Source organism: Pseudarthrobacter sp. NPDC058119 (assembly GCF_042884655.1).
GTDB lineage: Bacteria > Actinomycetota > Actinomycetes > Actinomycetales > Micrococcaceae > Arthrobacter.
The window spans coordinates 79,065-93,862 of record NZ_JBHVTN010000002.1; the positions used below are offsets into that span (position 1 = coordinate 79,065).

Here is a 14,798-nt window from a genome sequence, read left to right on the forward strand (position 1 = left end):
GAGAGCGTGGGGCGGAGCAAATGCACCCGTCTAGGAAGGCTGGGTGTCATCGAGGGGATCGCGAGCCGGTACTGAACCGCCGGGCCAGTAGGGTGGGACGTCGACATCTCGTGCCAACCACTTGTGACCATTCCGGTGCGCAGTTGAACGGAGGAGTTCAACCAGTTCCATATAGCGTGAATACCGCCTTCGTGCGGGGGAGAGGGCGTGGCCAAGGACCTCCAATCCGCTTTGGGCACGTCGGTCGTAGACGGCCATCCGGGTTGGGGCGGCAGCAAGCAGCAACGCCGATGCCAGAGCGTCTCCGCTTTCAAAAGCCTGGCAGGGGTGAAAGTGCACTCCGGCCGACAGCTGCCGCAGAAGGTGTGCCGGCAGGGATGTGTCATTCACTGCGGCCACGGCCTTTGCCGTTACGTCACGAACGTCCTGTTCCGGCAGGACCATGAGCCTCCGCACCCACGTTGTGTCGGTGCGGAGACGTTTTCAAAACAAGAGGGCACCTATATCGGCTTTACCGATGCTCCCCGATTCATGGATACGAAAATATACAGAGGCATTGGACGCTTTCTTGAAAGCCAGGACTAGACGCCTGCAGTCGGCGGGGGAGCCCATGAAACTGAAGCAACGGCGTCGTGGCTGTGTATGCTCTCCAGGTTCCGAATTTGCACATTGTGGCCGACGTTTCTTCCGCGCAACGCCAGCGAGATGTCTCGGGCCATGTCTTCGACGAAAGCTGGGTTGTCGTAGGCCGTCATTGTGATGGCTCGTTCATCGGGGCGCTTAACGACGGGATAGACAGGGCATGAACCGCTTGCTCGGATAAGGTCGACAAGATCCTTGACGTTGATGGGATATGGATCGCTATTCATTCCGGAGACGGATACCTTCACATCGCTGCGTTGATTATGGGCACCGTAGTCGCTAATGGTCTTGCTGCAGGGGCAAAGGCTCGTCACCTGAGCAGTGATCGAAGTGATCAGTTCAAACGAACCAGTGTCAATGCTGGCTGACAGATGCAGGTCACTTGTCTGAAGCGCCTTCAGATCAGACACGGGCGAGACGACGGTGGTGGCTACCGGTAATGCAACCCGAACAACCGCCCTATCGATGTCCATTCTGGCGGCGACTTGCTTCATAATCACCGGTAGTTCTCGCGGATCGATGACTGCCAACTGCTCTTGTACTAACTGAACCATGCGACTCATGTGCGTACCCCTGCGATTTGAGGGAAGAGTCACCACCACAGCGAACGAGCCAATGCCTGCCTGTCGCGTTGCCCCGTCTGTGAACTCAGTGGGATACCTGAGCCCTGAGATTCCCACTTCATCCAGTTCGATGCCCCGGACGTCGACTTCGTCTTGTACGTCAGGCAGCATTGCTTTTTTCTCCACGGTAGATACAGCCCGAGGTGCACGTCTCTCGCACCTGTATTGCAGAAAGTTTGGGTAGTACGCTCACCAGACGGGTCCAGATCCACTTAGCAAGGATCTCGCTTGTGGGATTCTCCAGACCCGGTACCTCATTGAGGTAGTTGTGGTCGAGTTGATCTTCCAGGGGCTTGAAGGCGGCTTTAATATCGCCGAAGTCCTGCACCCACCCTGTGTCTTCGCCCACTATATCGGTGACATGAACTTCAACGCGGTAGGAGTGTCCATGCAGTCGACTGCACTTGTGTCCGTCGGGAACGTTGGGTAGGCGGTGTGCCGCTTCAAAAGTGAACTCGCGGTATATTTCTGCGGAGAAGGTCATGGGATTCCTAGGTACTTGTGGGTTTGCATGCTCAGTTGCCAGTTGGGGTGCTCCAAGCAAAACTCGACTGCAAGACGGGTATTCTCGACGACGTCGGGGCCATCCATGGGTTGAACCCGAAACGTCTCGAAGTCCAGCTCTTCAAAGATTCTGGGATCGACATCTGCTTGCGGATAGACAAATTTGAGTTCCTGGCCACCCGTGACGACAAGGTCAGCGCCAATTTTCGGACTCACGCATAACCAGTCGACGCCGTTGGGCGGCACCCGAGTGCCGTTTGTCTCAACTGCTACGTAGAATCCGCGACGCTTTAACGCCGCTACTGCTGCGTCATCTAATTGCAGGAGCGGTTCGCCACCGGTGCAGACAACCATCCTGTCTTCCGTCCAACCCGCAGGCCATGCAGCCTCGACGGCATCAGCAAGGTCTTCAGCGGTTTCAAACTTTCCTCCGCCCTCACCGTCCGTTCCTACGAAGTCCGTATCACAGAACTGGCAGATGGCTCGGGCTCGGTCCGCTTCGCGGCCTGTCCAGAGGTTACACAGGCTGAAGCGGCAGAACACGGCCGGTCGGCCGGCGTGTGTACCCTCGCCCTGGAGAGTGTAAAAGATCTCTTTGACCTTGTAGTTCAAGCTACACGCCCTGGTAAGTGATGGGATCGCTGCTGCCGGCCTCCGCGAACCCCTTGAGCCGGAGAAGACAAGAATCACAGTGCCCGCAGGATCGGCCACTTTCGTCGGGGTCGTAACAAGAAGATGTCAGGCTGTAGTCGACGCCAAGGGCCAGGCCCATCTGGACGATTTCGCCTTTGGTCTTGTCCATTAGGGGCGTGTGGATGGTGATTGCTCCACCCTCAACCCCGGCCCGGGTGGCCAGGTTGGCCATGTTCTCAAAGGCTTTAATGAATTCTGGGCGGCAGTCCGGGTAGCCGGAGTAGTCCAGAGCGTTCACTCCGATAAAAATGTCGGTCGCCCCGACTACTTCGGCGTAAGCAAGCGCGAAGGAGAGGAACACCGTGTTCCTTGCCGGGACATAAGTAACCGGGATATTCTCTTCTACTTGGTCGACAGAGAGGTGCTTGGGAACTTCAACGTCTGATGTAAGGGCGGACCCGCCAAAGACTCGCAGATCTATATCGCAGACGACATGGTCAGCAACACCTTGGGCCTCTGCTACCCGCTTCGCCGCGGCCAGCTCCACAGCGTGGCGTTGGCCGTAGCGAAAGCTAAGGGCGTAGGGATCGAATCCCATGCTTTTCGCATGGGCTAGGACCGTCGTCGAGTCCAGCCCTCCGCTCAGGAGAACTATAGCTTTCCTTGTCATGCCGTCCCTCTCGTTGCTCCGCAAGCAGTTTTCGGTTTGTGCCGCCTACGATGAAACTACACGATACAGTAGGTCTAAGACATTCGCAGTTTAGGGGGGCAAGGGTACGTGGTGTGGCGGAGAAACTGACAGTGGTTGTAACTTGTACCGATCGCAAGTCTCTGAGCCCAGTTGAACACTTACGAGTAGAGAACCTTCCCAATGGGCAACAATCGGAGCGCGTTGAACAATGGCGTGCTGCACTTCACCAGGAGTCCGGGCGCGTGAACTTGCGGCGCCTGTATCGGGGTGACGCCTGGAAGCAAGCCCTCGAACTGGAGAGCAGTCTTCGCGACGTCGGATTTGCCCCTAATCTTCTCGTTGCTTCAGCAGGCTTGGGGTTGGTGCCCGTCGACGACGAGTGGCCCGCGTATGCCGCGACGTTCTCGTCACGTCATGCCGACACCGTCGGCCGCGACACCGCCGACATCAGGTTGTGGTGGAAACTGATAACCCGGGAACAGAAATCCTTAGCTGAGCAAGCGCAGGGACAAACACTCATGGTTCTCTCCGAAACCTACAGTTCTGCCATGGCGGAGGACTTAGCAGCATTCGAAGGACGCGACGATGTCGTAATTTTTGGCGGCTCAAAGGATGTTCCAGAGGAGTTGAGGATCCCATCCGACGCTGCACTTCGAGGGGAGTTGGGGGGTACTTCGGGCAGCCTCAATGTAAGAACCGCCAATGCCTGGATCAGCAGGCTCGATTCGCCGAACCTCGTGGGACAACGCAATAATGACCGATGGCGTGCCTGGGTGGATGAGGTACGTCGTCCCGAAGTATACGAACGCAAGCCGATGACCGACGAGGACGTCATAGCCTTTATTCGCGACGTGCGTATAGGCGAGCCCAAGATGGGGAAGACGGCTGCGCTTCGGATGCTGAGGGACAATGGATTCGCTTGCGAGCAGCGACGTTTCGGTGGTTTGTTCAGTGCTGTAGAGAAAGAGGACAGATGACCGAGGGTTGGTTGGAGCGGCGGTGCCTCAAGGTGCTGCAAAATGAGGACACTCCGCTTTATCTATTCGCGCTGGCCGCCGAAGAAGTTGATCTTATTGCCTCAGTCGCGAGGATAGGACGCGATGAAGCGGGCAAGCTCATTGGCTATCAACGCCCGGAGAAGAAAAAGCATGTGAAGCAAATTCAGGACTACCTCGATAGTGCAGACGTCCTTTTTCCGAACGGATTGATCTTGGCGTTACCTCCGGAGGTGCGCTTCAAGTCCAGTCGGGGTCCGACAACCAGCGACGGTCTCGTTGTCGCGGGAACTCTGGAGATTCCTGTAAGTCAAGGTGACGATGGTCCCAGGCCCGCCTGGATCGTGGACGGGCAACAGCGCAGCCTCGCGCTCTCCAGGACTAAGAATCGTCGCCTGCCAGTGCCGGTGGCCGGGTTTGTTGCTAACAACCTAGAGATTCAAAGGGAACAGTTTTTACGAGTCAACACCGTACAGCCGCTTCCTGCGAATTTAGTAACGGAGTTGCTGCCCGAGATTACAAGGGTCCCGTCGGGAAGGCTTCCCACTCGTAAGCTTCCTTCTGCTCTCGTCGACATGCTGAATCAAGATCCAGGTTCTCCATTTGCCGGAATCGTCAAGCGCGCTTCATCAACTGATGAAGCAAAAAAGGCAGCCATAGTTACAGATACTGGACTAGTCGAGGCACTCAAAGAATCGCTCGAGTCGCCATCCGGGGTTCTGTTCCCTTACAGGAATATCGCGACTGGAACGACTGACACCGAAGGTATCAGGGACGTTTTGATCACCTACTGGACTGCAGTGCGAAATACCTTCCCTAAGGCATGGGGGTTACCGCCCACCAAGTCCCGCCTGATGGGCGGAGTAGGCATCCGCGCGATGGGACGCCTGATGGAGCGTGTCATGGCCCATGTCGACGTAAATTCGCCTACTGCCCTTGCTGATGCTGAGAAAGAGTTGCGCATCATCGAAGGCAGTTGTTTTTGGACCGAAGGCGTGTGGCCAGAACTGGGACTACCTTGGGACGAGCTTCAAAATACACCTCGACATATAAGCGCTCTCTCAAACTATTTGGCCAGGGCCTACGTAACTAACCGAGCGGCATTGAAGTGAAGTTTTATTTTCCTGATAGCCAGGATCTGGTAAGTCCAACATACGACTTTCAGCACGACGAATACTCACCTTTGAGGGTCAGGCAACGAGATGATCTATATGCTCACGAAATCCTGGACACTCCGCCGTACAGCGGCATTCTCGTAAGCAAGTCGATTGTTGACGGAGCGATGAAGGGCGCCGGCAAGTACACGATTGCTCAGCGAGCGCGCCTCTATAGGTTAGGAGTTGACCGCTTCTTCCGACTGCCCCAGGCTGTTGAATCACTAGGAGACAACGGGGCCTTCAACTATGTCGACGAACTGGTTCCCCCCGTTACCGTCGATGAGACCCTCGACTTTTATGTTGGCTGTGGGTTTGACGCGGGTGTAAGTGTTGACCACATCATCTTCGGCTACGCGCCCCAGGCCACGTTCGACGACGTGGACCCTGCCTGGTCTGAACGGCGACGTATCACCCTTCGGCTCGCCGAAGAATTCATGGCGCGAGTGTCAGAGCAGAATCTGAAACTGCAACCCGTAGGGGCTGCCCAAGGTTGGAGTCCTAAGAGCTTTGCGGACAGCGTCCAACAGTTGCAATTGATGGGCTATCAGCGTATAGCACTCGGCGGTATGGTCCCGCTTAAGACGAAGGACATCCTCGACTGCTTACGAGAGATCGACAAGGTACGTCTGCCAACAACTGAATTGCATCTCCTGGGCGTAACCCGCGTCGATTCAATGGATTTGTTCAGTGAGTTTGGAGTGACAAGCTTCGATAGCACATCTGCTTTCAGGCAGGCATTTATGGACGATAGAAACAACTTTCACACCGAAAGTGATTCGTTTATTGCACTGCGGGTTCCGCAGGTGGATGGCAACCCTGCGCTGAAACGAGCCATTCTGGCGGGCAAAGTCTCGCAAAAGGATGCTATCGCTCAGGAGCGTGTCTGCCTCCGAGTCCTGCGGGAGTTCGATGGTAGTCCTGCTGCGGTCCACCGCGCCATGACTGAACTTGATGCTTACGAGACGATCTGCCAGACCAACAGGGCTCATGTATCTGAGTACGAGCGAACCCTCACCGCAGCTCCTTGGAAGGAGTGTCGTTGCTCGCTCTGCAAAAACCTGGGTATAGAAATTGCCATTTTTCGGGGCACCGAAAGGAATAAGCGGCGAGGGTTTCACAACATGTCAGTACTGGCAAGCAAAATGAAAAAACTCAAGAGCAACGTGCTCGCACCCACTTCAAGGAGTAACCATGGCTGACCGCTACGAGATGAGACTGCCGGCGATCAGGCTTCAACAAGGCGCGCAGCACATCTACTGTTTCGGCGTAGATGGCAAGCGAATCCATGATTTTGCCACTGTTTCGCGGGTGCACCGAGATGATGACATGCTTCAGGGTTACCAGCGACCAGAGGTTCTCAGCCACATTCGAGCAATCCGCCGATACCTCGAATCGGAATCTCCATTGCTGCCCAACGCAATAGTGCTTGCCTTCGACGAACGAGTGAAGTTTGAACCGAGTTCACCGGTTGGCGAGTTGTCGTACTCAGTGGTTGGAGAATTGGTAATCCCGGTTGATGAAGCACTTCCGGACGATGAGAAACCGGCCTGGCTGGTGGACGGCCAACAGCGCAGTGCTGCTATTCGCGACGCAGATCTGGCCCAGTTTCCAGTTGCTGCCGTCGGATTCATTGCTCATGGTGAGGCTGAACAACGCTCCCAATTCATCTTGGTGAATAACACCAAACCCCTGCCCAAAGGTCTCATTCACGAGCTTTTGCCGGATACGACAGGCCATCTCCCCGTCGCTTATGCTCGCAAGCAACTGCCCGCTCTCATCATGACTAGGCTCAACTCGTTGGCGAAGGAAATTGGTGCACCATTCGGGGGCAGAATTTCTACGCCGACTACTCCAGACGGCTACATTAAAGACAACAGCGTCTTGAAGATGATTGAGAATAGCCTGTACGAGGGCGCGCTTTACCAGTACAGGGACCCTTCTGATGGTTCGGCCGACGTACAGCAGATAGAACTGCACCTGAATTACTTCTGGACGGTCGTACAGGCGACATTCCCAGAAGCCTGGGGCTTGCCGCCGCTCAAATCGCGGCTTACGCACGGTGCAGGAATACAGTCCCTTGGCTACGTGATGGACTCACTGACCGAGGGAGTGCCGGCGGCAGAACTTCCAGGTCTTGATTTGGAGAAGGCGATTAGCAAACTCAAGCCGGTAGTTGCCTGGACAAGCGGTACCTGGGACTTCGGACCCGATAACGTCAGACGGTGGAACGGACTCCAGAACACGCCGAGTGATGTTAGTCTGCTCACGAACCACCTTCTGCGAGCCCTCAAATGATGCTGGACCTGGGGCAGGACTTACGGACCCGCCGTGGTGAATAGGTGGTGTCAGCGGGACTCTTAGCTTAGAGGCTGAAAGCCGCCAGTTCCCGCAAAATCGCGGAGGATCCACGGGAATTGACCAGAACGGTAGGGCCATGACGATGCTGAGCGATGAATGTCGTCGCAGCGTGCTTTGCCGCTGCCGTGACCACCACGAACACATCCGCGTTGGCGCTGAGTTGGGCGAGTTGAGGGCTGCCGTCGTGCTCAGAATTTGTGCGCACGTCAACGCTGGGTAGTAAGCGCTTGAGCACTTGGGAGGCGCGTGTTATGGCGGTTTCAGTAAGCGAATGCAGGACTACCACCTTGCCTTCAAGGTAGCGGTAAGCGGCGGCCGGATCCTCGCTGGGGCTTTCGGCTAGGACTGCACGAAAGTCCGCGGGCACCTCGGCGTCGAGTTCCGCAGCGACCACTTCCAGCGCTTCGATGTCAGCGGTGTCTAATGCGGTCCGATAGGGACGCAGCACCTTAATTGCATTGTAGTAAAACTCGAGAACAGCATCTGTGCTGTTGGGTGCGGGGATCGCGGTAAGCGTCTGCACGACGTCGCAAGCCCATGACACGGTTGTCGCGGCAGCGTTCGTCTCCAGAATTCCTGCTGTCCACGTGAGAAGATCCACGTACATCGTCTGGGAGGCGCCACTCGTCCCAAAGGACTCGACCAGAGCAAGCGTCTGCACGCGAATACCTTGCGACGCCTTACCACTAAGACTTATCGCTGAAACGAGTTGGAGTGTCACCTCTGCCGCGTGCTGCGACTCGAAAACGTGACTGTGGGCGGCAAGGAACTGGCCGCCACCCTCTCCGATTTTGGTCAAGGCGGCATCGGAGGCGTTGGCCAGCAATGACATAAGCTTGGCCGGTGGCAGTGGCTCCCAAGACTGAACGGCCTCATTCGACTGTTGGAGCGACTCGCCCTCGGGATTGTCCAGGTTCGCGAACCAGTCCTCCCAGCCGCGCAAGGGGTTTTTGCCGCAGATAGATTCCAACCACTCCACGTCGGCCCGAAGCATCGGCGTACTAGCCGCTACTGCTTCCTTCAGTTCATGAGCGCCAAGATACTCGACGACCAGGGCAGCCCACTTCGCACTGGACAGTTGGCGGGCGGCGTACACCAGGGCGCGTCCCGCTTCCACACTCGGCTCACTCTCGACGGCGAGTTCGATACAGGCGGCAAACTCTCCTTGGAACATCAGGGAAGCGATCCGCGTGGTCAGGCTGAGTGATGGTTGTTCGACGGACACCCCGAAACCGGGTTCGGGGATGGTCTCTACCGGGACGAAAGCTTTGACGATCCGTTGGAACTGCTCGTCGAGCCCCGACTGGATGCCGGATGCGAGACCGACGAGTTGCCTGACCGCAGGATCGCTTGCAGAAGGGTTGGTTAACAACCTGCAAACGAGTTCTACCAATGCCTCGGCGCGGTTGCTCGGAGGGGCCCCGGTATAGAGGTCACGGAGGGCAGGCTCCAACTGCTCGGCGGCAGTGCGAAGTTCGGACTCTGCACCTTGGTAATCAAAGTCCCTGAACCGGTCATAATAGAGCCCCGACTGGATCACCCGGGTTACCCCCAGAGGCCGTCGCATCGACAGCACTTGATCCAAAGCGGGATCCGCAAACATCGCGTCCCAATCGTGCATACCTGCATAGAGACGGAGTCTAAGAAATGCCAGATTCGACTCGTCCAGATCGGCCGACTGCTCAAGTTCGGCCAAGCATGCCTTTGCGAGCGCACGGTCGCGCGCGGCGATCGCGTGGCCGAGGTCGTCCAAAATTTCCACTGTTGTTCGCATCGCGTCGAACTGGGACGCCGGGCGCCCGTTCGTGAGTCGCGTCAGCGTCGTCAGCGCGTTACGGACGGCTTCCTTGGCGCGGGACGAATGTGGAGCAACTCGAGGTAGTACTTCGAACCGTAGGGGTGCAACTTCGAGACCGGCGAGAGTGGCGTCGAAAGGGTCGGAGACTTCCAACTCCCCCCGCCGCAAATCGAGGTCGCTGTAGGTCGGGCCCACCCATGCGTCGAGGAGTCCGAGCAGTTCGCGACGTTGTCGCGCTGAGGGCGCGAAGCCATACCAATAGGTGCGTTGCTGCGTCAAGCGCGGCAAGAAGCCAAATCCCCCGCCACGGATCGATGCCTGCCAACTCTCGAGCATGGCCTGCAGTTGAGGGGCCACATCGGCAGGCTTGATCTCGTTACCGGTACCAAAGAAATCGTCGAGAACGCCGCTCACGAGACGTGATACCTCCCCTGGTAGTCGAGACGGGCACGGGCAATCGAGTCAGGATCCGATGTAACGGTTACGCCCTCCTCGTTCACGGCCTGGCCGAAGTGCGTAAAGTTCATCGACCCATGCACGTGGAAGCGGTCGCTCAGCAAGCCCTTGTCGTGGAGATTGTCACGGAGGAGGATCTCGGGGCGGTGGCCGGCAGCGGGCAGGTCGCAGATCCGGGTGCGGACGATGGCATTTTTTGGGTCATCACGAATCACGATGCGCACTTTGCTGCCACGCCGGGCTAATTCGATTAGCACCTCGGTAACGCGGATAGGTCGAGCTGGCATGCCGGGGAGGACACTTTTGAACTGTCCTGCGGAGTTGTCGATGACAACAATGTCGGAGATCCAAGGTGACAGTACAAGCAGTTCGCTCGATGGGTCGAGTAGTTCGGTGACGAGCAGCGTCTGAAGCATGTCATTGACGAGACGGGTCTGTCCGCCACCTCGTGTGGCGATACGTCGAGTAGTCACAGGGCAACCTCCGTAAGTTCCAGTGAGACCAGTGCTGTTCCGTCCGGTAGGTGCCTAACCTCAGTTATGTGCGGATAAACCTGGAGGAAGTTAGTTTCGATGGCTCTCGTGGTAAGCCCCACCAAGAGATCGGAGAGCGCACCGGAGTCCTCAGGTCGAGCGCTGAGTTGCGCTGAACCGTGATCGGCAAGCATTTCCCGTGTCTTCCTGTCAGCTTCCGGCGCAGCAACGTCGACGGCAGCCTGGTTGTTCTTGAGCATGGAACGCAACAGGTCGGGCGCTGACGGCAAGGTCTTGGCGTAAGGATTGTACGACTCGAGTTCGCGAGCGCGCAGCGACCATCCCCGTGGCCAAAGTAGGCTTTGGATTGCGTCGATGCGGTGCTGCTCAGTCTTGATAGTTGTGATGTTGAGCCCCGCGTCCAGGTCACTGCGCTGGCGCATCAGATAGGCCCATGTTCGCGACGGAATCTCGACCCCGAGTCGCTCTTCCTCCTGGTGCCATTCGTTCATCAGTGTGTGGAGCGCCTGGTCGGTTGCAGTTGTCGAACCGGGGCGGAGGAGGCGGTTGGCCATGGAGGACGTCACGGCTTGCTCCGCGCCGTATACGCCGGCTTGGCGCATCTTCGTAATGATGCTGCCCAGGACTCCCACTCGTTGTTCCTGCGATTGCGCACTACGGAAGGCAGCGATGGCCGCGCTCCAGTCGGATTCGGACACGATCAGACTCAGTAGCCGATGCATATGCGCATCGACGAGTTCGTTTGTGCCCGGTTCGAGTGCGCGGGAAACAAGTCGCAGGAAGCGGCGCGGGTCGGGGCGGACTCGTGCAGCCAGCGTCTCGATGAAGCCGCCGCCGCCGATGGACGTCTCGGTTAGCCAGACCTCGTCGATGCGCGGCTTCCCAGACGCCTCGAGGCCGGGTTCGACGTCGACGAACAGACCCTCAGGATCGTGCTCGGGGCAGATTTCGCGAGCCGCCCACAGGACGGCCTGTCCAAACGTGGATAGAACTCGGTGATGCAGCCACGCCTGGAAAGCGTCGGCATCCGGTTTCCACGCTTGTTCCACAAGGCGATCGAGTCGAGCTACGACGGCAGGTTCGCGCAACAACTCCGTGAGGCGCTTACCGAGCCTGCTGATCGTACCGTCACCGTCCTCATCGATGTCGGTGCTCCTAAACATGGCCTGAAGGGTTTCCTGCAGTTTGTCGGCGAAACCCGTACGCACCTCCGAGTACGCGGTTTCGAGCGTCCATTGCTTGTCCACGGCGTTTGTCAGCAGCATCGCCTCAAAAGCTTCGAAAAGCCACGTCAGTTGGAATGTGTTGACATGTTCTAAGAGTTCGGGATCGGCCGTGACGATATGGCGGAACCATGCGCTCTTGATGCCGGGTGCGATTTCCTCAGGTACGCCGATGACGGCAGGAAGTTCGAGGCGGATTGACATAGCGTCCACGTCGTATGTTGCACCGAGGCCGACGCGCTGTCCGTCCAGTCGGAAAGCCACGCTTACGCGTCGTTCGTGACCACCTTCCATCATCAGGGAAGCTTCAGACTCGATCGCCGCCCGACGCGCTTCCACGTGGGAGTTCTGCGCGTGCAGGAAGAACTTCACGTCCATGACGAGATGTCCGAGGGGATCAGTCTTGGGAATGCGGGTTTCGAGGCCTGCGCCGGTCTCGGTGATTTGGGTCGACCAAGTGAGGACAGCATTAGACGAGTCCTTAACCTCGTCAGGTGCTAGTTCGACCTGGAGTTGGTCGGGACGTATCAACTTGAGCGCAGTTGGAGTGCCGTCCAGGTCGACGAGCAATTCGGAGTCGTGGCGATACACGGGCAGTATCGTCGGGATGTCGATGACGGCTTCACGAACCTCGGTGGGGATTGGTATCCAGTGCCGATGACTCAGTTCGCGTGTGGCGAATCGGCGGGAGACGCGGCCTGGGGCGAACTCGCGCAGCATTTGTGCCATGCCCATCGCCTGCATTCCGCGCTCCGTGGTGTCCCGGCGCTGCGATGGCACCAGGACGTTACCCTCCGGGAGTGCGAGTTCGCTGAACAGATTCTGGGGGAAGAAGTCGGGGAGAGGGTTCCCGCCGAGGGTGTCCTTGCCCGGTACAAATCGGTCTGGGTCTGCCACCGACCACTCAGTCGCCAGGCGACGGGCCAGAGCCGGCACTGCTGCCAAGATGACGGCGCGAGGCGGGTGCCAAAGAATCTGGTCCACAACATTTCTCGGCAATTTGAGAGCCCCCACGATCCATTGGCGCAGGCTGTACTGCAGGGAGGGGTCACGTAACACCTTGTTGAGTAGATCGACGGCAGCCAGTTGGGTTTCCCGCTGATTTGGTCCGTAACCGGCGCTGCTGATGCTTGACAGGTCGCGCCAGAGGTTCGCATAGGGCTTTTGGGAACGCACCTGTTGGGCAAGCCAGTCCATCGTTGCCAGCGTAGCCTGCATGCGGAGCACGGCACGGTTGCGGATAGGCAGGACGAGTCTCGGCAGTACCGGGTCGAAGAGCGCGTCCCACGCTTCGTAGGTTGCCCGGTCGCGTCCGTAGTCTGAGAGAACGACGGCTGTATAGGGCCGCATGCCGCGGGTACGTCCGGCACGCCCCTTGCGCTGCAGGAACGCAGCGACGCCTCGCGGCGCTTTGTGCTGCAGCACTGCGCCGACATCGGGATCGTCGAAACCGACTTCCAGGGATGCGGTCGCCACAATCAACTGAGAGTCGACGTCGACTCCGGCGTCTTGCGACGTCGTACGGCTCACTTTCAGGCCTGTGGTCTTGAATTGATGTCCGAGGTCTCGGGGTAGGTCCCAACTCTGGCCGGCACGCCGCTGTTCGACATCGCCCGGGATAGGCATGCGCATCGCAGCCAGCGGAGCCTTAACCTGCTTGGCTCGCTGTCCGTAGTAGCGCTGTCCCTCGGCATCAAGCACGTAGGAAAAGAGTCGGTTCGTAACGTCGAGGTCATCAGTGAAGACGAAGGCTTTGGTGCCGAAGGCTCCCTCGGAGTTTCTGTCAACAGGTGTATCGAGGGTACGCGGAAGCAGCATTGAAGTTTGAATGGTGGTAGAGAGAACGCTTGCGCCGCTCGTCGGGTCGCTCCGAACCGCGATCATGTATTCGGCTCCCTCGTACTCCATTTCGTCGGGTAGCGGTTCGATGCTGGTGACGAATTCGTCGTCGACACCCGTGAGGTCACCGAAGTGACGCACGGCATTGGCGAGCGTTGCTGAGAGGCCGACGAAACATACGGGACCTTGGACGCCGTGATGCCAGCGGCGGATCGTCATCGCTGCCTGGGCGCCAGTCGTGCCCTCGTAGGTGTGGATCTCGTCGAGCAGCATGAGGCGAGGCTTCTTGGCCACTCCGATTCCGAACACGTGCCGCAACTCCAGGTTGCTGATATTGCGGTTCAGCATCTCCGTCGTAGTGAAAAGCAGATCGGGAGGGTACTGGCTCATCCGCTTGCGGGTCAGGACGATGACCGAGGAATCGAACGACGCTTGGCATGAACCGCAGACTAGGCGCTCCGTGCCAGAATTAGCGTCAGCCTCCGGCCAGTAGAGTATGCCGCCATCACTGGGGCAGGTGAGAGTGGGGCAGCGGTACCCCTGCGACGACTTCTTCCAGGCTGAGTAACTCGCTTTCAGCGATGCGTTGGTGGTGGGGGTATCGCCGTTGAGCACGCCCATGGTAAGAGGACGGCCGTTCACTCTCCGGGCAACGGCATCAAGCTTGCGCGCATTCGAAAAGGCAGTGGAGAACTGGTCCCGCAGCAATTCGTTGCGGGGATATACGGCGACGGCACGGGTCCAGGCGCTAGGGTCCTGGATTCCGGCGAGGTAGGCGAATGCAGGCAGGTAGAACGCTAGCGTCTTGCCGCTACCGGTACCGGCGCCCACGACAGTCCCCGACGTGGACTCTGCCTTGAGCGAAGCGAGGATGTGGCGAGTGGCACGTACCTGAAATCCCGCGATGTCGAAGTTATCGGCATCTTGCAGGGGTGGCTGGGCAGTGAGAAGTTTAAGCACCTCGCGCCACGTACCGTCGTTAAGTTCGTCAGTGAGGGGAGAGTCCCACCTCTGGTCGCGCTTCGGATAGGCGCGTGGCCGTCGAGCGTATCGATAGTCCGCGACTAGTTGTGCACCGTGCCGCCACGCCGCCTGAGGATTGTTGGAGAGGAAGATCTGTCGCAACCGTGCGAGCAAGCGCAGAGTCTCGCCATTGCGAGTGCGCCATAGCGGCGGGGACGTGGAGTCGTCGCCCAGAATCAGGCCCTTCTGCTGCAGAATCTCCGCGAGTTCCTCAGGAGTTTCAAGTCCACCTGCCCGCAGAATGACACTGTCCAGGGCCCGCATCAGTTCGTCATCGGTAAGCCCTCCATCCACGACCCCCCAGCACAGGAGGGGATCCTCCAGCGCCTCAAGCGCGTCGAGTGCCTGCAAGACAACATTTT

General features: G+C 58.2%; 12 protein-coding genes. 5 read left to right on the forward strand and 7 right to left on the reverse strand.

The features are described from left to right. Window positions 1-207 precede the first annotated feature (207 nt). Window positions 208-585: a hypothetical protein gene (locus ACFVTD_RS05380; protein WP_387559203.1), complete on the forward strand. Its 378-nt coding sequence runs from the start codon at window positions 208-210 to the stop codon at window positions 583-585. On the opposite strand, the gene folE2 is transcribed toward ACFVTD_RS05380, so the two are convergent. Genes folE2 through queC form a run of 4 tightly spaced genes read right to left on the reverse strand, consistent with a single transcriptional unit; the run spans window position 582 to window position 3,072 of the window. Next, complete coding sequence (folE2, locus tag ACFVTD_RS05385) at window positions 582-1,391, reverse strand: GTP cyclohydrolase FolE2 (RefSeq protein WP_387559206.1); 810 nt, start codon at window positions 1,389-1,391, stop codon at window positions 582-584. The two genes, ACFVTD_RS05380 and folE2, sit on opposite strands and share 4 nt — an antisense overlap. Next, complete coding sequence (queD, locus tag ACFVTD_RS05390) at window positions 1,366-1,749, reverse strand: 6-carboxytetrahydropterin synthase QueD (RefSeq protein ID WP_387559209.1); 384 nt, start codon at window positions 1,747-1,749, stop codon at window positions 1,366-1,368. Before queD ends, folE2 begins: the two co-directional genes overlap by 26 nt. Next, window positions 1,746-2,381 (reverse strand): 7-carboxy-7-deazaguanine synthase, encoded by a 636-nt coding sequence (gene queE / locus ACFVTD_RS05395; protein WP_387559212.1) that lies wholly within the window; start codon window positions 2,379-2,381, stop codon window positions 1,746-1,748. Before queE ends, queD begins: the two co-directional genes overlap by 4 nt. 1 nt (window position 2,382) lies before the next feature. Next, on the reverse strand, window positions 2,383-3,072 hold the full coding sequence (gene queC, locus ACFVTD_RS05400) for a 7-cyano-7-deazaguanine synthase QueC (protein WP_387559215.1): 690 nt from the start codon (window positions 3,070-3,072) through the stop codon (window positions 2,383-2,385). A 113-nt stretch (window positions 3,073-3,185) separates the two neighbouring features. Between queC and ACFVTD_RS05405 the strand changes: the two genes are divergently transcribed. From ACFVTD_RS05405 to dbpB (ACFVTD_RS05420), 4 genes are read left to right on the forward strand one after another with little or no spacing between them, the layout of a single operon-like run. Beyond that, window positions 3,186-4,070: a hypothetical protein gene (locus ACFVTD_RS05405; protein ID WP_387559217.1), complete on the forward strand. Its 885-nt coding sequence runs from the start codon at window positions 3,186-3,188 to the stop codon at window positions 4,068-4,070. Further along, window positions 4,067-5,200 (forward strand): DGQHR domain-containing protein DpdB, encoded by a 1,134-nt coding sequence (gene dbpB / locus ACFVTD_RS05410; protein WP_387559220.1) that lies wholly within the window; start codon window positions 4,067-4,069, stop codon window positions 5,198-5,200. Before ACFVTD_RS05405 ends, dbpB (ACFVTD_RS05410) begins: the two co-directional genes overlap by 4 nt. Next, on the forward strand, window positions 5,197-6,444 hold the full coding sequence (gene dpdA / locus ACFVTD_RS05415) for a tRNA-guanine transglycosylase DpdA (protein WP_387559223.1): 1,248 nt from the start codon (window positions 5,197-5,199) through the stop codon (window positions 6,442-6,444). The genes dbpB (ACFVTD_RS05410) and dpdA overlap by 4 nt, the downstream gene beginning before the upstream one ends. Then, window positions 6,437-7,540: a DGQHR domain-containing protein DpdB gene (dbpB, locus tag ACFVTD_RS05420; RefSeq protein WP_387559226.1), complete on the forward strand. Its 1,104-nt coding sequence runs from the start codon at window positions 6,437-6,439 to the stop codon at window positions 7,538-7,540. Before dpdA ends, dbpB (ACFVTD_RS05420) begins: the two co-directional genes overlap by 8 nt. A 67-nt stretch (window positions 7,541-7,607) precedes the next feature. Here dbpB (ACFVTD_RS05420) and dpdD read toward each other — a convergent pair whose 3' ends face one another. Genes dpdD through dpdJ form a run of 3 tightly spaced genes read right to left on the reverse strand, consistent with a single transcriptional unit; the run spans window position 7,608 to window position 14,787 of the window. Beyond that, a complete protein-coding gene (gene dpdD, locus ACFVTD_RS05425; protein WP_387559229.1) occupies window positions 7,608-9,815 on the reverse strand; it encodes a protein DpdD in 2,208 nt (735 codons plus the stop codon). Next, the gene (gene dpdK / locus ACFVTD_RS05430; protein ID WP_387559232.1) at window positions 9,812-10,330 is read right to left on the reverse strand and encodes a phospholipase D-like domain-containing protein DpdK; all 519 of its coding nucleotides are present in this window, start codon (window positions 10,328-10,330) and stop codon (window positions 9,812-9,814) included. The genes dpdD and dpdK overlap by 4 nt, the downstream gene beginning before the upstream one ends. Beyond that, on the reverse strand, window positions 10,327-14,787 hold the full coding sequence (gene dpdJ / locus ACFVTD_RS05435; protein WP_387559234.1) for a protein DpdJ: 4,461 nt from the start codon (window positions 14,785-14,787) through the stop codon (window positions 10,327-10,329). The genes dpdK and dpdJ overlap by 4 nt, the downstream gene beginning before the upstream one ends. Window positions 14,788-14,798 lie beyond the last annotated feature (11 nt).

Coding starts and splice junctions, on each gene's coding strand:
- queD (WP_387559209.1), bottom strand. CDS start 1,749: ATGACCTTCTCCGCAGAAATATACCGCGAGTTCACTTTTGAAGCGGCA.
- queC (WP_387559215.1), bottom strand. CDS start 3,072: ATGACAAGGAAAGCTATAGTTCTCCTGAGCGGAGGGCTGGACTCGACG.
- dbpB (WP_387559220.1), top strand. CDS start 4,067: ATGACCGAGGGTTGGTTGGAGCGGCGGTGCCTCAAGGTGCTGCAAAAT.
- dbpB (WP_387559226.1), top strand. CDS start 6,437: ATGGCTGACCGCTACGAGATGAGACTGCCGGCGATCAGGCTTCAACAA.